At 62.4% G+C, this 15,407-nt stretch carries 15 protein-coding genes; 2 read left to right on the top strand and 13 right to left on the bottom strand.

The features are described 5' to 3' along the window. Nucleotides 1–54 precede the first annotated feature (54 nt). The 8 genes from KUF55_RS05685 to KUF55_RS05650 all read right to left on the bottom strand — a co-directional run bounded on the left by KUF55_RS05685 (nt 55) and on the right by KUF55_RS05650 (nt 6,429). A complete protein-coding gene (locus tag KUF55_RS05685; RefSeq protein WP_132361380.1) occupies nt 55–1,398 on the bottom strand; it encodes an MFS transporter in 1,344 nt (447 codons plus the stop codon). After that, a complete protein-coding gene (locus KUF55_RS05680) occupies nt 1,395–2,309 on the bottom strand; it encodes an SseB family protein (RefSeq protein ID WP_218818258.1) in 915 nt (304 codons plus the stop codon). Before KUF55_RS05680 ends, KUF55_RS05685 begins: the two co-directional genes overlap by 4 nt. A gap of 136 nt (nt 2,310–2,445) precedes the next feature. Continuing rightward, nucleotides 2,446–3,195 carry a bifunctional 1-(5-phosphoribosyl)-5-((5-phosphoribosylamino)methylideneamino)imidazole-4-carboxamide isomerase/phosphoribosylanthranilate isomerase PriA gene (priA, locus tag KUF55_RS05675; protein WP_132361384.1) on the bottom strand — a complete coding sequence of 250 codons (750 nt, stop codon included), beginning with the start codon at nt 3,193–3,195 and terminating at the stop codon, nt 2,446–2,448. 92 nt (nt 3,196–3,287) lie between these two features. Beyond that, the gene (locus KUF55_RS05670) at nt 3,288–3,437 is read right to left on the bottom strand and encodes a hypothetical protein (protein ID WP_168153304.1); all 150 of its coding nucleotides are present in this window, start codon (nt 3,435–3,437) and stop codon (nt 3,288–3,290) included. A 4-nt stretch (nt 3,438–3,441) separates the two neighbouring features. Further along, entirely contained in the window at nt 3,442–4,077 is a 636-nt protein-coding gene (gene hisH, locus KUF55_RS05665) for an imidazole glycerol phosphate synthase subunit HisH (RefSeq protein WP_132361386.1), read from the bottom strand. A gap of 1 nt (nt 4,078) precedes the next feature. Beyond that, complete coding sequence (gene hisB / locus KUF55_RS05660) at nt 4,079–4,699, bottom strand: imidazoleglycerol-phosphate dehydratase HisB (protein ID WP_132361388.1); 621 nt, start codon at nt 4,697–4,699, stop codon at nt 4,079–4,081. 109 nt (nt 4,700–4,808) lie between these two features. Continuing rightward, nucleotides 4,809–5,930: a histidinol-phosphate transaminase gene (locus KUF55_RS05655; RefSeq protein WP_218818257.1), complete on the bottom strand. Its 1,122-nt coding sequence runs from the start codon at nt 5,928–5,930 to the stop codon at nt 4,809–4,811. Nucleotides 5,931–6,042: 112 nt separating this feature from the next. Continuing rightward, complete coding sequence (locus tag KUF55_RS05650; protein WP_132361392.1) at nt 6,043–6,429, bottom strand: LysM peptidoglycan-binding domain-containing protein; 387 nt, start codon at nt 6,427–6,429, stop codon at nt 6,043–6,045. Between the two features lie 289 nt (nt 6,430–6,718). On the opposite strand from KUF55_RS05650, the gene lexA reads away from it, so the two are divergent. Further along, a complete protein-coding gene (gene lexA, locus KUF55_RS05645; protein WP_132361394.1) occupies nt 6,719–7,438 on the top strand; it encodes a transcriptional repressor LexA in 720 nt (239 codons plus the stop codon). Nucleotides 7,439–7,560: 122 nt separating this feature from the next. Here the strand turns inward: lexA and KUF55_RS05640 are convergent, their stop codons facing one another. Together KUF55_RS05640 and hflX are read right to left on the bottom strand one after the other, a co-directional pair. Continuing rightward, the gene (locus tag KUF55_RS05640; protein ID WP_132361396.1) at nt 7,561–9,567 is read right to left on the bottom strand and encodes an ATP-dependent DNA helicase; all 2,007 of its coding nucleotides are present in this window, start codon (nt 9,565–9,567) and stop codon (nt 7,561–7,563) included. Next, on the bottom strand, nt 9,560–11,131 hold the full coding sequence (gene hflX / locus KUF55_RS05635; protein WP_168153309.1) for a GTPase HflX: 1,572 nt from the start codon (nt 11,129–11,131) through the stop codon (nt 9,560–9,562). The genes KUF55_RS05640 and hflX overlap by 8 nt, the downstream gene beginning before the upstream one ends. Nucleotides 11,132–11,700: 569 nt before the next feature. Here hflX and KUF55_RS05630 point away from each other — a divergent pair. Further along, complete coding sequence (locus KUF55_RS05630; RefSeq protein WP_132361400.1) at nt 11,701–12,318, top strand: class I SAM-dependent methyltransferase; 618 nt, start codon at nt 11,701–11,703, stop codon at nt 12,316–12,318. A 60-nt stretch (nt 12,319–12,378) separates the two neighbouring features. Here the strand turns inward: KUF55_RS05630 and dapF are convergent, their stop codons facing one another. The 3 genes from dapF to KUF55_RS19005 all read right to left on the bottom strand — a co-directional run bounded on the left by dapF (nt 12,379) and on the right by KUF55_RS19005 (nt 15,405). Then, complete coding sequence (gene dapF / locus KUF55_RS05625; protein ID WP_218818256.1) at nt 12,379–13,335, bottom strand: diaminopimelate epimerase; 957 nt, start codon at nt 13,333–13,335, stop codon at nt 12,379–12,381. Nucleotides 13,336–13,400: 65 nt separating this feature from the next. After that, a complete protein-coding gene (miaA, locus tag KUF55_RS05620; RefSeq protein WP_218818255.1) occupies nt 13,401–14,300 on the bottom strand; it encodes a tRNA (adenosine(37)-N6)-dimethylallyltransferase MiaA in 900 nt (299 codons plus the stop codon). A 238-nt stretch (nt 14,301–14,538) separates the two neighbouring features. Beyond that, a complete protein-coding gene (locus KUF55_RS19005) occupies nt 14,539–15,405 on the bottom strand; it encodes a regulatory protein RecX (protein WP_370630959.1) in 867 nt (288 codons plus the stop codon). Between the last annotated feature and the right edge of the window lie 2 nt (nt 15,406–15,407).

Genomic DNA, 15,407 nt, shown 5'->3' with positions numbered 1-15,407 from the left:
GGTTCTTATTGAACCGGGCCCTCTTGTTTGCCCGACCGGAGCCGGGTTGACGTATTAGTCGCCGAGAATCAGCGTGCGTGAATGAGACCGCGCGCGATGCCTCCGCAATTGCTGGGCGATCAGGGCCACGACACAAATAAAGCCACCCAAAATCCCGACCACCAGGAATCCTGCGCCGGCCCCGAATCCATCCACCGTGGCACCGGTGATCGGAGATCCAAGGGCCGTTCCGCTGGTCAGTGCCGAGCCATACCAACCCATGGCCTCGCCACGGCGCTTCTCCGCCACCAAATCCGTCAGCCATTCGGAGGCCGCAGAGAGCACCGGAGCACAGAGCAGTCCGGGCAGTACCGAGAGCAACGCCAGTGAAATGGTGTTGCTGGCAAAGGCCATGGGCACCGTCAGTAGCGCCATGGCCAGCAACAAGATAATGGGTGAGATGCGTCGTTGCATGCTGCCGTAGATCAGACCGCCGATCAGCGACGCGCCACACCAGAGCAAAAAGACGATGCCCAGTTGGCCTTCACTGTGTTCTTGTTCCAGCAGCGCAATGATGCCCACCTCGGTACCGGAGAGGACAAGACCCGCCCCGGCTGCGGCGATGAATACCGCGACCACCGAGGCACTGACCCAGCCGAATTTGTGGCGGAAGTCCCGACCCCGTGCCGCGACCCGCGCACGCCTGGACTTACCACCGGCCAAAATCAGTTCACCTTCAACGTCCGCGAGACCACCGGGGCCGGCGGCGATCAGCGAGGCCTCGGCACCCAGACGTTCCTCGTGCGGGTTGGCCCTGGTCGCCACGGCTCCGGGTTGCCCGGAGCGAGTCGGCGGGTTCAACAACATCAGGCACAGACCGCTCAGCGACGCGGCGATGGCCACGCCACTCATCCCCACGGTGGTATTCAGCGAGGTGGCCACGATGCCCGCGGAGGCAGGGCCGACGATGAAGACTAATTCGGTGCTCATCGCATCCAGGGCGAACGCCGAACGTCGGGTATCCCCGGTGGTCATCACGCCCAGTGCCGTGCGCACCACGGAGAATACCGGCAGTGAGAACATCCCCGCGACGAACACCAAGGGCATAATCCAGTAGAAGGAAACGTGCGGAACAATGCTCCACACCACCGCCTCAACAATGATGGATGGAATCAGTGCCCGGCGTAATCCGTAGAGGTCAACGACGTGACCGCGCCACGGGGCACCTAGGGCGATGCCAATGGTCATGATGGCCACCACTAAGCCTGCCGAGCCCCAATCCTGATCCAGCTCATTGACCAGGTGCAGCAGTAAGAGCATGCCAACGGAGGCGTGCGGCAGCCTGGCCACCATGCCAATCAGCAGGAGCGGCGTGATGCCCGGTTGCCGCAGCAGCTGCCCATAACGTCCAAATTTCATGCCCGGGAATCACTCTCGGGTGCGGCACCGGCTGCCATGGTAACTTCCAGCGAATCAACGTTTTCGGCAAACCGCGCAATAGCGGCCAGCCGCGAGTGAACACGTCCAACACAGGCACGAGCCGTGGCCTCATCGGTACCGGGACGGAAGCCAAATTCCAGACGCAGTTCCGGACCCGGTCCCCCACCGGGAACGCTGGCCCCTGCGGCAGTTCGGGTTCCCACTCCGCGACCCGGCGCTATCTTGATGCTCGCCAGGTCAGGTTCGTCACTCACCTGGGTTGCCACGATGGTGGCCAGCTCCTCTTGGAGGTAGCTGGGGATCCATTCTTGCTGTTGGGCCAGGGCCCACATGCCAGGGCGGCGCAAAACAAAGGTGAAGTCGGCTCCCGGATCAAGGACCAGGAGCGCGGCGTCCTCGCTGACGGCGGAGAGGGCTGCCCGTGGTGCGTACACGGCGACCGGGCGGGCCTCGGTGTGCCACGCTTGGAGGGTCGCTACGCTGCTGAAGACCGGCAGTGCCTTGCGGCCATCCGGAGCGTTGAGCGTGATCAGGGCCATGTCGGCCTCTTTGTCTTCGGTGAAGCCATGCTCCCCCAGACCACCCTCGGCCAATTGCGCCACGACGGCGATGTAGACCCGTGCCTGGGCCAGTGCGGTATGAACCTTCGCCTCGCTACCGGTACCCGCGACCAGCTCGCTCAGAGCCGTGTGAAGCCGCTCGTCGATCAGACCGGTGTCGTTATCAAAATTGTGCAGCGGGTTGCCTTCACCGCTGAGGTCGCGTCCATCCCAGCTTTGACCCGCAGAGTCCAGCGGTCCACCGGCCCGTTGCAGGGCCGCGGCGATGTGTCCGGGCAGGTGCCGTTCGGCGCCGGATGATGGTGGGGAAGAAGGAGGATGCGAGCTCATATCCACATGCTATCTTGCACGCGGTGCGGGGCCGGACGGCACCAAGTGCGCCTCCGGCCCCGTAACCCGCCAACCACGCCGAGGGCTCCTGCGGAGCTCCCCCGGGAGGTGTGGCGAAACTCGCTTGCTGCTGGTGTTAAACCGAGCGGCGACCTGCGACGTCCAAGGCCTCGGCCATGGTGAACTTTCCTGCGTAAAGGGCCTTGCCCACGATGGCACCTTCGACGCCGTTGGGGACTAGTTCGCGCAGAACTCGAAGATCCTCGAGGCTGGAGATGCCGCCGGAGGCGACGACCGGCTTGGAGGTGCGCTCGCACATCTGGGCCAGCAGTTCCACGTTGGGACCGCGCAGCGTTCCGTCCTTGGTGACATCGGTGACGACGTAGCGGGCGCATCCGGCGTCTTCCAGGCGGGCCAGGACCTCCCAGATGTCCCCGCCTTCCTTGGTCCAGCCGCGACCCGAGAGGGTGGTGCCACGTACGTCTAGTCCGACGGCGATTTTATCTCCGTGCCGGGCGATGGCGCGGGCCGTCCACTGCGGATTTTCCAAAGCGGCGGTGCCCAGATTCACACGAGTGGCACCGAATTCCAGGGCGCGCTCCAGCGATGCATCGTCACGGATGCCGCCGGAGAGTTCAACCTTGATGTTGAGTTCGCTGGCGATGCGGCCCAGGATCTTGGTGTTGTCGCCGCGGTCGAAGGCCGCGTCGAGGTCGACCAGGTGGATCCATTCGGCTCCGGCATTCTGCCAAGCCAGGGCCGCGTCGAGCGGGTTGCCGTATCCGGTTTCGGATCCGGCCTCGCCCTGGACCAGGCGTACTGCCTGTCCGTCCACCACGTCGACGGCGGGAAGCAATTCCAGGATGGGCTGTGAGTTCTCGGTCATGATCATTCCTTGGTTGTTTCTAGGACGAGGCCGCATCCGGCTGGGGATACAGCGGCTGGCCAGCTAACCGGCGAACCGGTTGCTCCGTGGGGTTAGAGCGTGAGCCGGTAGGCGGCGAAGAGCGAGAGCCCGGCCAGCACCCAGACGGTGATGACCCAGGACAGATGGGCTCGTTGTTGGCGCAGGGAGAGCGCGCCGCCGGCAAGGAGGCCGGCGGCGGCCATCAGAATAATTGACCACATGGTGTTAGAGGGTCTCCAGCCAGTTGCGCAGGAGCTTGGCTCCGGCGTCGCCGGACTTCTCCGGGTGGAATTGGAGGGCGCACAGGGGACCGTTTTCCACGGCGGCAATAAACGGGCCGCCGTGCTCGGCCCAGGTGATCTGTGGTGGGATCATCTTGGGCTGGGCAACCTCGAAGTTCCATTCCTGCACGGCGTAGGAGTGCACGAAGTAGAAACGTTCGTCCTCGATGCCGGCGAACAGCTTGCTGCCGGCCGGCGGGGTGAGTGTGTTCCAGCCCATGTGCGGCACGACGGGGGCCTTGAGCAGCGCCACGGTACCGGGCCATTCGCCGATGCCCTCGGTGCGGATCCCGTGCTCCACGCCTTCTTCGAAGAAGACCTGGTGTCCGACGCAGACGCCGAGCACCGGGCGGCCGCCGGCGATGCGCCGACCGATCCAGCGGATGGCGCCGACGTCTTTGAGTGCCTGCATGACCGCGGCAAAGGCGCCAACACCTGGCACAAATAATCCGTCGCAGTTCAGGATGTCATCGGGTTTGGCGGAGAGTTTAACCTCGGCACCGGCTGCCTCCAGGGCGCGCACAGCGGAGCGGACGTTGCCGGATCCGTAGTCTAGGACGGTGACGGTCTTGGCCGCCATCTTAGAGCGCGCCCTTGGTGGAGGGAATGGCGTCGCCGATCCGCGGGTCCATTTCGACGGCTTGACGCAGGGCGCGTGCCAGCGCCTTGAACTGCGCTTCAACGATGTGGTGCGGGTCGCGGCCGGCGATCACTGTCATGTGCACGCAGATTTGGGCGTGCAGGGTCAGTGCCTCAAAAACGTGTCGAGTCAGCGATCCGGTGAAGTGTCCACCGATGAGGTGGTATTCCTGACCTGCCGGTTCCCCGGAGTGGACCAGGTAGGGGCGGCCGGAGATATCAACCACGGCGTTGGCCAGGGCTTCGTCCAGCGGGACGGTGGCTTCGCCGAAGCGGCGAATGCCTGCCTTGTTGCCCAAGGCGGTGCGCAGCACCTCACCGAGGGTGATGGCCACGTCCTCGACGGTGTGGTGGACGTCGATGTGGGTGTCCCCCGTGGCGCGCACGGTGATGTCGATGAGCGAGTGCTTGGCCAGGGCCGTGAGCATGTGGTCATAGAACGGGACACTGGTGCTGATATCCGAGCGGCCAGTGCCGTCCAGATCGATTTCGACGAGGACGGATGACTCGCTGGTGCTGCGTTCGAGGCGAGCGCGACGACCCGTGAGTTTTTCGGCAGACATGCACATTCCTTTGGATCAGGCGTTGAGAGGAGGATGTGGGGGCGGGTTGCTAGGTGGACGGGCTGAAATCGATCTTCGTACCCGGCCGACCATGCCAACCGCCACAAGTTTAGCTTGGAGAGTTGTTTACACCCTGTGTTAACAATTCCTCGAGGCGTACCAAGAAGGCCGTGGTTTCGGCCTCGGTGCCGGCGGTGACGCGCAGGTGCCCGGGGATGCCCACGTCACGGATGATGACACCGGCTTCGAGCAGGCCTTCCCAGATGGCCTTGGTGTTCTTCACTCCGCCAAAGAAGACGAAGTTTGAATCACTTGAGGCCGGGGTGAAGCCCAGGCGGGTCAGTTCGGACACGATGCGGTCGCGTTGCACCTTGATGGCTTCAACGTTGGCCAGCAAGGTATCGATGTGCTTGAGCGCGGCGTTGCCGGTGGCCTGGGTGACAGCCGAGAGGTGGTACGGCAGTCGAACCAAGCGAATGGCATCGGAGATTTCCGGTGCCGCTGCGAGGTAGCCGATGCGGGCACCGGCAAGGGCGAAGGCCTTGGACATGGTGCGCGAGACGATGAGTCGTTCGCGTCCGGGCAGCAAGGACAGTGCGGAGGGCGTACCGGTGTGAGCGAACTCGGCGTAGGCCTCGTCAACAATCACCACGGTGCTGCTGGCACGGCCTGCCTCGTATACGGCCTCGACCACGTCCAAACCCAGTGCCGTTCCCGTGGGGTTGTTCGGTGAGCACAACAATACGATGTTCGGTGCAGCCGCCTTCACCTGTTCGGCAGCATCCCGTGCCGAAAGGCCGTAGTCCGCCGAGCGCACGCCAGCGATGTAGGTCGTGTCGGTCCCGGAGGCCAGTAGCGGATACATCGAGTAGGTGGGAGGGAATCCCATCACCGAGCGGCCGGGGCCGCCGAATGCCTGCAGAATTTGCTGAAGCACTTCGTTGGAGCCGTTGGCCGCCCACACGTTCTCGGCAGCCAGTCCATGGCCAAGGTAGGCGGCCAGTCGTTCGCGTAATTCGGTGAATTCCCGGTCGGGATAGCGGTTCAAGCCCACGGCGGCGGCGGATACCTCTTCGACGATGGCGCGATGCACCTCGGCGGGAAGGGGATGCGTGTTTTCGTTGACGTTCAGTTGGATGGGGACGTCAATTTGGGGTGCGCCGTATGGGGCAAGACCTTGAAGATTCTCTCGCAGGGGCAAATTTGCCAGGCGATTTAGCCGTTCATTCACGCTTCAAGTCTACGGCGGCGGTAGAGCGGGTCGAGAATCTTGCGCGGCGTCCCGGTAATAATCGGTTCGCATAGGTGCCCTGCGACACGAGCCAGGGGTCGCTCTTGCTGCGTTAGCTCCCGGTCGGAACGAAAAGTTCGGTGCCTGCCTGCAGTACCGAGCTGTTCAGGTTATTGAGGTCGCCAATCTGGCGGATCGCCTCACGCGGTTCAAGCTCCGGGGCGAATTCGCGAGCGATCCCCCACAGCGTGTCACCCTCAATCACGGTCACGGTGACCGCCTCGACACCCAGCGGCACCGAGTCGGAGGCCTTGGCCGGTGAGAGGAACAGTCCCAGGAGCATGAGCACTGCTGTGCTGATGATGAAGATTGGAACACCGATCAACACGAATTTTCCGCGTCGGGTCAATCGCAGTGGCGCCAGGCGCTCCTGCAGGTCGATCGGGTAGTCGTTTGCTGTAACTAGGTGGAGCTGGGCCGAGAGAGCAGTGTTTGCCATCGTCTTTGCCTTTCCTCAAGGTGCGGATGTTCGGTGGTGGAGCCGGGGCCCTTTATCGAACACGCGACGGTTATTCGAACGTGTCTATCGAACATGTGTTCGGAGTGCGTATCTTATTTCTAGCACTTTTCGACGACACCTGTCCAGATCTGTTCGAACAAATCTTTGAAAATAGTGTCTTTGTCTACTAGGATGAAGGGAGTGGAGCGATGTATTTACTACATCAGCAGGCACCGACAATTTGCGGCACGCGCGGGTAACCGGCGACGATCGGGATGAGGCATTGACAATGACGACCGAACAACGAACCCCTCGACGCGACGCGAAGAGTCTGACGATCCGTCAGAAGAAGGTTCTGGAGACCATCCAGCGCTCGGTGAGCCACAACGGCTACCCGCCCTCGATGCGCGAAATCGGGGACGCGGTGGGGCTAGCCAGCCTCTCCAGCGTTACCCACCAGCTCAGCCAGCTTGAAAAGCTTGGCTACATTCGCCGCGATCCGCGTCGTCCGCGGGCCATGGAAATCTTGTTGCCACTGCAGCTCAAGAGCGAATCCAAGCTTGAAGCCGTTGATGGCCAAGCGGATTTGAAGGCAGCTAACGGCATGAACGTCTCCGAGCTCACCACCTCCGCCGATACCGCCATGGTGCCGCTGGTTGGTCGCATCGCGGCAGGCGGCCCGATCCTCGCGGATCAGGCAGTGGAGGACGTTTTCGCCCTACCGCGCCAACTGGTTGGCCACGGCGAACTCTTTATGCTCAAGGTCAGTGGCGATTCCATGATCGACGCAGCCATCTGCGACGGTGACTGGGTTGTGGTCCGACGCCAACAGACGGCCAACAACGGTGACATCGTTGCGGCGCTGCTCGAAGACGAGGCCACCGTCAAGACGTTCCGCCAACGTGATGGGCACACCTGGTTGTTGCCGCAGAACTCACGTTACGAACCAATTCTCGGCGACACTGCCACCGTCATGGGCAAGGTCGTCTCGGTGATGCGCTCCATCTAGGGGCAATCCCATCACTCATCCTCGATATACGTCAGGGCCGGTCAATTGACCGGCCCTGACGTATATCTAGCGCTTCCCCGGGTCACCTAGCCATCACGGCCGGGGACCCGGGGCCACGGCACTCAGTCTTCGCTGAGGCGCTCAAGTGCGGCGATAACCGTCGCCTTGTCGGGAGTTGACCACAGGGGCGGCAGCGAGGCACGCAGGAAGGTTCCGTAGCGTTCGGTGGCGAGACGAGAATCCAACACGGCCACCACGCCCTTGTCATTGATCGAACGGATCAAACGTCCCGCACCCTGGGCCAGGCGGACCGCTGCGTGACTGGCAGCCACGGCCATAAATCCGTTTCCACCATGCTTGGCAACGTCACGGCTGCGCGCGGATGAGAGCGGATCATCCGGACGCGGGAAAGGGATCTTGTCGATGATCACCAAACGGCAGGCATTGCCCGGGACATCAACACCCTGCCAGAGCGTCATGGTGCCAAAGAGGCAGGTGTCCTTCTCCGCGGAGAACTGATCCACCAGCGCCTTCATGCTGGACTCCCCCTGACACAGGATCGGGATGTCCATACGAGCCCGCAAGATCTCCGCGGCGTCCTCCGCAGCGCGGCGCGAGGTAAACAGCACCAGCGCCCCACCGCCGGAGGCATTGATCAGGTCCTCAATTTCGCTCAGGGTTTCCTGAGACATCTGTCGACCCGGCTTGGGCAGATGCTTAGCAACATACAAAATGCCCTGTTTGGGGTAGTCGAAGGGGCTGCCAACGTCGACGCCGTTCCACGTCGGAGCACCGTCACCCACCAGCCCTAGGGCACCGGCAACGGGCTCGAAGGCGGCACCGATGGCTAGAGTGGCGCTGGTGAGCACCACGGTGCGCCCATCAAAAAGCCCTTCGCGCAGTTTGCCGGCCACCGAGAGCGGTGCGACGTTCAGGGTGGGTTGACTCGATTCGTCGGGCTGGACGTAGCCCTCCCCCGGGCTGAAGTGTCCGGGCCGCGAGGCCCACACCACCTCGCGCTCCTCCGTCATTTCCAGCATCTTGGTGCATTGGTCCACCAGATACATGACCTGGGAGCGCGCCATCTGCCGCCCACCATCGGCCGGTGCATTAGCCTCCGGCTTAGAGTCCGAGAGCACCACGCGTGCGGCTTCGGCGATCTGATTCAGTGCCGACTGCTGTTCGGGATTAAGCCCGTGGGCCATCAGGCCCGTGGGGACTCCCTCGAGGGCACGAGCCAGGGCCTTGGCGCCCTGGTTCAGCGAATCAACACTCACCGAGCAGTGCTTACGGGCCGCTGAGGCCGCGGTCTGGACCATGCTCACGGACAACGGTCGGGTGACCGAGCTGGTCACCCGGTCCTGGAGCTCGTGGGCCTCATCGATGATGACGGTATCGAAGTCGGGAAGTACCGCGATGCCTTCGAACGCCGAGACGGCGAGCATCGCGTGGTTCGTGATGATGACATCGGCTTCGGCGGCGCGGGCTCGGGCCAACTCGCTGAAACATTCGGAGGCCATCGGGCACTTTTGCGCGCCCAGGCAATCCATGGCGCTCACCGATACCTGGCGCCACGCCTTGTCACTGACTCCGGGAGTGATGTCATCACGATCACCGGTGTCGGTTTGTTCCGCCCATTGGCGCAGGCGCACCACTTCCTTGCCCAGGTTGGAGCCCGGGCCATCACCGGGACCCCCGACCACCGGGATGCCCGCATCAAGAGCAAATAGTGCACCCTCGTCGTCATCCGGGTAGCCGCCGCTGAGCTTGTACTGGCATACGTAGTTGGAGCGGCCCTTCACCAGAGCCACGTCCATTTCGCGCGGTAGTTGATCTTTCAGCGAGGCCAAAAGCCGGGGCACGTCCCGTCCCACGATCTGTGCCTGCAGGGCCAGCGTTGCGGTGGAAATCACCACGGGCTTTTCCGCTTCCAGTGCGTGAGCCAACGCGGGGACCAGATACGCCATGGATTTACCCGTGCCGGTTCCTGCCTGCACCAGCAGGTGTTCTCCGCTTTCCATGGCGCGCACCACTTGGCGCGTCATTTCATGCTGGCCCGGACGGCTTTGACCGCCCATGCTGGACACTGCTTCGTCCAACAGGGCGATGACCTCTGATTCCTCAGCCATGAATACTAAATTGCTCCACTTCTGCGGCCATGCCTTCGCGGACCTTGACCATCATGCGCGTTCCCGTTTCGGTATGCTCGACGGCTAAAATTTCGGCCTCGGCGCCGTGGAGTTTATTGACCACGTCGCCTCGATCATAGGGAATCATCAATTCTAGTTGGACATTGGGGCGCGGAATTGCGGCGCTGATCTTTTCCAGCAATTCCGTGATGCCTTCGCCGGTGCGCGCCGAGACGATGACGTGGTTTGGCTCGCGCTGGCGCAAGCGTTCAACCACAAAAGGATCTGCCACATCTGCCTTGTTCAGCACGATGATTTCCGGGATGTTCCGGGCGTCCACATCGTTGAGTACCTCGCGTACCGCCTGAATCTGGCCCTCCGGATCCGGGTGAGCAGCGTCAACCACGTGCAGGATCAGGTTGGCGTCCGCCACTTCCTCAAGGGTGGAACGGAATGCTTCAACCAACTGGGTCGGCAGTGACTTCACAAAGCCCACCGTATCCACCAGCGTGTAGTTCAGACCATCTTCGGTTTCGGTCTGACGAACCGTGGGATCCAGCGTGGCGAAGAGCGCGTTTTCCACCAGAACGCCGGCGCTGGTAAGGCGGTTGAGCAGTGAGGACTTGCCCGAGTTGGTGTACCCGGTGATGGCCACCGACGGCACTTCGTTGCGCTTGCGGTTGGCTCGCTTGGCTTCGCGAGCCGGGAGCATGGCCTTGATTTCCTTGCGGAGCTTGGCCATGCGGTCGCGAATGCGGCGGCGGTCCAATTCGATTTTGGTTTCACCCGGACCACGGGAACCGATGCCACCACCGGCAGCACCGACGCGTCCACCGGCCTGCCGTGACATGGAGTCACCCCAGCCACGAAGACGCGGCAACAGGTATTCGAGCTGTGCCAGCTCAACCTGGGCTCGACCCTCGCGGCTCTTGGCATGCTGAGCGAAGATGTCCAGAATCAGTGCGGTGCGGTCAATGACCTTGACCTTGACCACATCTTCAAGGGCGCGACGCTGCGAGGGGGCAAGCTCGGTGTCGATGATGACGGTGTCGGCGCCGGTGGCTTCAACAATGGCGCGAACCTCTTGGGCCTTGCCCGAACCGAGGTAGGTGCTGGCGTCCGGCTTGGAACGGCGCTGAACCACACCATCGAGTACTTCGGAGCCCGCGGTTTCGGCCAGGGCGGCCAGCTCACGCAGGGAGTTCTCCGCGTCTTCAACGGTGCCTTCATTCCAGATACCGGCGAGAACCACGCGCTCGAGGCGCAGCTGGCGGTATTCGACCTCCGTGACGTCCTCAAGCTCGGTGGACAGGCTCGCACCGCGGCGCAGCGCCCGACGTTCGGCGAGGTCTTCTTGATCCCCATCCGTGGCCGAGTGCTCGCGGGTGAGATTGCTCAGCGCCTGGGCGCGACCGGAAACGATCCCCTCGTCTTCCGGAGCACCAAAATGCGCGGTTTTGCTCGCTGAGGCCTTGTCACTGGCAAGGATTCGTTCGATCGTGGACTGAAGCTGAGCCTCGTCCATGTCGTTATGCTGCTGGCCGGAAGGCTGTGAATTGGTCATGTTCCCCTTTGCTTGCTGTATTCCAGAATAGTGCCCCGCACCGACAGAAGAGTGTTTGCGGGTCGAATCAATGTCATGGGCCGAATCATGGTGTGGTGTCTGCAAGGTATATCCCCTACCCGGATCCGGCCCCATATGAGGGGCCGCACCCTGTGCAATGTTGTTGATCGTACGTGTCGGGCAAGCTCCGCTTCGGTTGCTGCGCGAGCGAAGCGGCCAGAAGACAGTAAGGCGACATGTTATATAGCGATTCTCGGCTGAAAAATGTTCCCTTGGCTGGACCCGAAATCTAAATTTGTGGTTGATCTCGGTGTCCGGGACACGCTGGGAATGACTTATGGCGCTTTTTACTGCCACCCGGCTGCGGTCAACTTCCAGCAGCGAGCACATGGCTCTGGCGGGAAGGACTACGGGTGTGTGCGAGGGCACTCAGCGTCTTATAGGTAAGTCATAGGGAAAACTCTATCACTTAATTCCCAGGGGCGCTTTGAGGCATCTCACACCCCCGATGGCACCGTTTCGGCTTCCCCAGTTTGGGTTTGGAACCTCCGGGCGGTTAACCTGCCAACATGAGCCCGGAACATTATTTCAGCCCCCAGCCCTCCACCCCAGAGAAGCGACGCCAAATTAGCGTGCCCTTGGGTGGCACCGTGCACAGGTTAGAAACCTCCGGTGGCATCTTCAGCCCGGATCGAATCGACAAGGGAACCGCCATCCTTTTGGGCGGTGTACCGGATCCAGCAAGCAGTGGAAATCTCCTAGATCTCGGCTGCGGTTGGGGTCCCATTGCACTGAGCATGGCCATGGCATCGCCAGAGGCCACGGTGTACGGGGTGGACGTTAATGAACGAAGCCTCGCCCTCACTCGCGATAACGCAGCGACGCTCGGCTTGAAAAACGTTGTCGTGGCGCTGCCCGAGTCCATTGACCCGGCGATGACGTACAACACCATCTGGTCCAACCCGCCGATCAGGATTGGTAAGGAAGCTCTTCACGAGCTTTTGCTGCTGTGGCTCCCGCGTCTGGCCCCGGGCGGAATCGCCTGGTTGGTGGTCCAGAAGAATCTGGGCGCCGATTCCCTGCAGAAGTGGATGATCGGCGTTCTGCCCGAGGACTGGACCGTCGAGCGGGTCTCGACCGACAATGCCTTCCGCATCCTGCGAGTGGCACGCCCCGAGGCTTCCTAGCCCCCTTCCGCAGATTAAGCAGTGGCCGAATTCCTTGAAGGAATTCAGCCACTGTCGTTTCTAGCTGGCGGAGATCTCCCCGCGGGAGACCAGAACCGCTGGCCCACTGAGCACTACATGCTCGCGGCCCGTGGCACCTAGTCTAAATTCGATGCCCAGTTCGCCTCCCGGCACCTGAACCTTCCACTGCAACACGTCCAAGGCCTGGGCCCAGTGCCGGGTCGCCATCGCGGCGGCGCAGGCACCGGTGCCGCAGGAGAGGGTTTCACCCACACCACGTTCGTGCACGCGCATGCGTAGCGATCCCACGCCCTCGGTGACCACCGGATTCGCGGCCAGCACGTATTCAACATTGGTGCCATGCGGAGGAAGCGGCAAAACCTCGGGAATGGCAAAAAGCTCCAAATTCTCCAGCTCGGTCTCATTGGCCAGGGCCACCACGGTGTGTGGGTTCCCCATGGAAATGCTCAGCGCTCCGCGCGCCTTCTCCAGCCCGGGGGTGCTCACCCTCGAATCGAGTCCGTTTTCTGTGGCAGCCTGCTCAAAGATGAATTCCCAGGGACCCATGTCCACCGCGTAACCGTCGTTCAGCCGAGTCACAATCTTCACTCCGGCGCGCGTCCCGATGGACAGCTGGGAGCCAACGGGCAGCTCGACCAGCTTTTCGGCCAGCAGGAAGTGGACAAAAACTCGCACTCCATTGCCGCACATCTCGGAAATTGATCCGTCGCCGTTGCGGTAGTCCATGAACCAGTAGGCATCGGGGCTAGATGTCAGCACCTCGCGACCCTCGGCCAGGAACTTAGAAGGGACCGCACGAATCAGTCCGTCGGCGCCAATACCGCGGTGCCGATCGCACAGCGCGGCGACCTGATGCCCATCGAGCTGGTGCTGGTCCGTGGGGTCAGCCACGAGCACAAAATCGTTGCCCGTCCCATGCCCCTTGGCGTAGGGCAGGTTACCCACGAGGGACTGGAGGGTGGGTGCATTTGTCGTGGTGGGTTCGCTCGCGCTCATGCTTTTAAGAATACGTGCAGCTCCCTCGAGTGGCCTATTTGCTAAGCCCGCACCGGGGTGTGGTTTCAGGAATTGCGGATACGGTCCAAGACTCTTGGGAGCAAATCTGCTTCCGTCGGGTCAAACCAGTTCACTCGGTCATCGGCACCAAACCACGTGACCTGTCGGCGCGCAAACTGCCGGGTGGCGATCACCGTTTTTTCCGTGGCCTCCTTCATCGACATGGTTCCGTCGAGGACGGCCAAGAATTGCGCATAGCCGATGGCCCGCGATGCGGTCTTGCCCTCGCGGAGACCCTGAGCATCGAGCCGGCGCACCTCATCAAGCAATCCCAGATCCACCATGTTGTCCACCCGCTGTGCGAGGCGTTGGTGCAAGAGTGACCGGTCAATGTTCAGTCCGATCTGCACGGCCGGGGCGTGGTACCGACGCTGGGGCATGTAGGAGCTGAAGGGCTTTCCACTGATTTCATAGACTTCCAGGGCACGAACGAGTCGACGTTCATCCAGGTTTCGCGCCGCCGATTCCGGGTCAACCTCGGCCAGCCGCTGGGCCAGGGGGCCAATGCCGACGGTTTGTACTTCGGCTTCGAGCCGCGCTCGGACCGCGGGATCGGTGGGTGGGAAATCGATTTCGTCCAGTGCCGCCCGAACATAGAGTCCCGAGCCGCCCACCAAAATAGGGACGCGGCCACGCGAACGGATCTCCGCAAACGTCTCTCGAGCAGTCGATTGGAAACGCGCGACGCTGGCTTCCTCCCCGACATCCATGATGTCCAGGAGGTGGTGTGGAATGGAGCCACGCTCGGCCAAAGGAAGTTTTGCTGTCCCAATATCCATGCCGCGGTAGAACTGCAGGGCATCCGCGTTGACTATTTCGCCACCCAGTTCTTGGGCCAGGGCAATGGAAAGATCGGATTTTCCGGTACCGGTTGGCCCGAGAATGGCAAGGATAGGGAGGTGCATCGTGGGCTCATTACGTGGTGGTGGAAAGGCTGGGCAGGCCCGGAGACATACCGCGAATAACTCAGTTGCCTACCCTAGGAACGCTACAGGATTCTGTCTGCTGGTGATCCTTCGCTCCGGCTCGCGAACGGTGGCCGGGGTCGTGCGAGGGGTCGGCGTAAACATGGAGATGCTCGAAGGCATCATTCAAGGTTACCCAATCGGGCACCGATGTGGCCCCGAGGTGCGGGGCCACGGATCACTCGTCGTCACCGTTGAAGCGTTCTTCCCAGGCGGCGTTGACGATACGGAAGGCCTGGCCCGGTGAATATCCCTTGCGTGCCAGCATGCCCACGAGTCGACGAACGCTCTTCTCCCGGTCCAACCCCATGGAGGGGGCGCGAAGCTTCCGCTCCACCAGATCCCGGGCGGTTGCCTCCTCGGCGTCTTCATCGATTTGTTCAAGGGCTGTCTCGGCCATGTCGCCCTCGATGCCCTTGTCCCGCAATTCGCGGCGAATGGCCGAACGCGCCAGTCCGCGACTGCGTGCTCTGGATCGGACCCAGCCCTCGGCGAAGGCCTCGTCGTCCACGAGCGCGATCTCCTCGAAACGGTCAAGCAATTCCTCGGCCACGTGCTCCGGGATCTCTTTTTCCAGCAGCTTGGTTTTGAGCTGTGCCCGGCTTTTGGCCGAGGCGGTGAGCTGGCGCAGCAGGATGGCGCGACCCTTGGTGGCGTACTGCTCGTCACTCAGGATCACCGGCTCAAGATCGGCGTCTTCCTTCTTGGCGCGGGCGCGTGGAGCCCGGGGCGCGGCGCGTTTACTCCCTTGCCGCGTCGATCGTCCACCACTTCCCCACGATCCGCCGCCGGCAGATCGTGGCGAAGTACGCGCACCGCTGCGTCCGGCGAATCCGGAGCGCTCCCCGAAGGCCGGTTTGCTTTCCGGTGGCCCAGGGGCCTGCTCGGGAGCTGGCGCTTGGCTGGCTGCTGGGCTTTGCGCCCAGCCGGGAATTTCGGTGGGCACTCCCCAGTCCGAGTTGCCATCTGCTGGAAACGACCAAAGCGGCCGTTCGGCTCCCCCTCGGGAGCCGGACGAACCGCCCTTGTCTTTGGTGGTGCTCACGG

Origin of the sequence: Paeniglutamicibacter sp. Y32M11, assembly GCF_019285735.1 — a bacterium.
Classification (GTDB): Bacteria; Actinomycetota; Actinomycetes; order Actinomycetales; family Micrococcaceae; genus Paeniglutamicibacter.
The sequence above is the reverse complement of the archived record's forward strand: the minus strand, read 5'-3'. Positions and strand labels throughout refer to the sequence as shown.

Bases quoted from the DNA above. Each gene is read 5' to 3' on its own strand.
- KUF55_RS05685 (WP_132361380.1), bottom strand. From the start codon at position 1,398: ATGAAATTTGGACGTTATGGGCAGCTGCTGCGGCAACCGGGCATCACG.
- KUF55_RS05680 (WP_218818258.1), bottom strand. From the start codon at position 2,309: ATGAGCTCGCATCCTCCTTCTTCCCCACCATCATCCGGCGCCGAACGG.
- priA (WP_132361384.1), bottom strand. From the start codon at position 3,195: ATGACCGAGAACTCACAGCCCATCCTGGAATTGCTTCCCGCCGTCGAC.
- KUF55_RS05670 (WP_168153304.1), bottom strand. From the start codon at position 3,437: ATGTGGTCAATTATTCTGATGGCCGCCGCCGGCCTCCTTGCCGGCGGC.
- hisH (WP_132361386.1), bottom strand. From the start codon at position 4,077: ATGGCGGCCAAGACCGTCACCGTCCTAGACTACGGATCCGGCAACGTC.
- hisB (WP_132361388.1), bottom strand. From the start codon at position 4,699: ATGTCTGCCGAAAAACTCACGGGTCGTCGCGCTCGCCTCGAACGCAGC.
- KUF55_RS05650 (WP_132361392.1), bottom strand. From the start codon at position 6,429: ATGGCAAACACTGCTCTCTCGGCCCAGCTCCACCTAGTTACAGCAAAC.
- lexA (WP_132361394.1), top strand. From the start codon at position 6,719: ATGACGACCGAACAACGAACCCCTCGACGCGACGCGAAGAGTCTGACG.
- KUF55_RS05640 (WP_132361396.1), bottom strand. From the start codon at position 9,567: ATGGCTGAGGAATCAGAGGTCATCGCCCTGTTGGACGAAGCAGTGTCC.
- hflX (WP_168153309.1), bottom strand. From the start codon at position 11,131: ATGACCAATTCACAGCCTTCCGGCCAGCAGCATAACGACATGGACGAG.
- KUF55_RS05630 (WP_132361400.1), top strand. From the start codon at position 11,701: ATGAGCCCGGAACATTATTTCAGCCCCCAGCCCTCCACCCCAGAGAAG.
- dapF (WP_218818256.1), bottom strand. From the start codon at position 13,335: ATGAGCGCGAGCGAACCCACCACGACAAATGCACCCACCCTCCAGTCC.
- miaA (WP_218818255.1), bottom strand. From the start codon at position 14,300: ATGCACCTCCCTATCCTTGCCATTCTCGGGCCAACCGGTACCGGAAAA.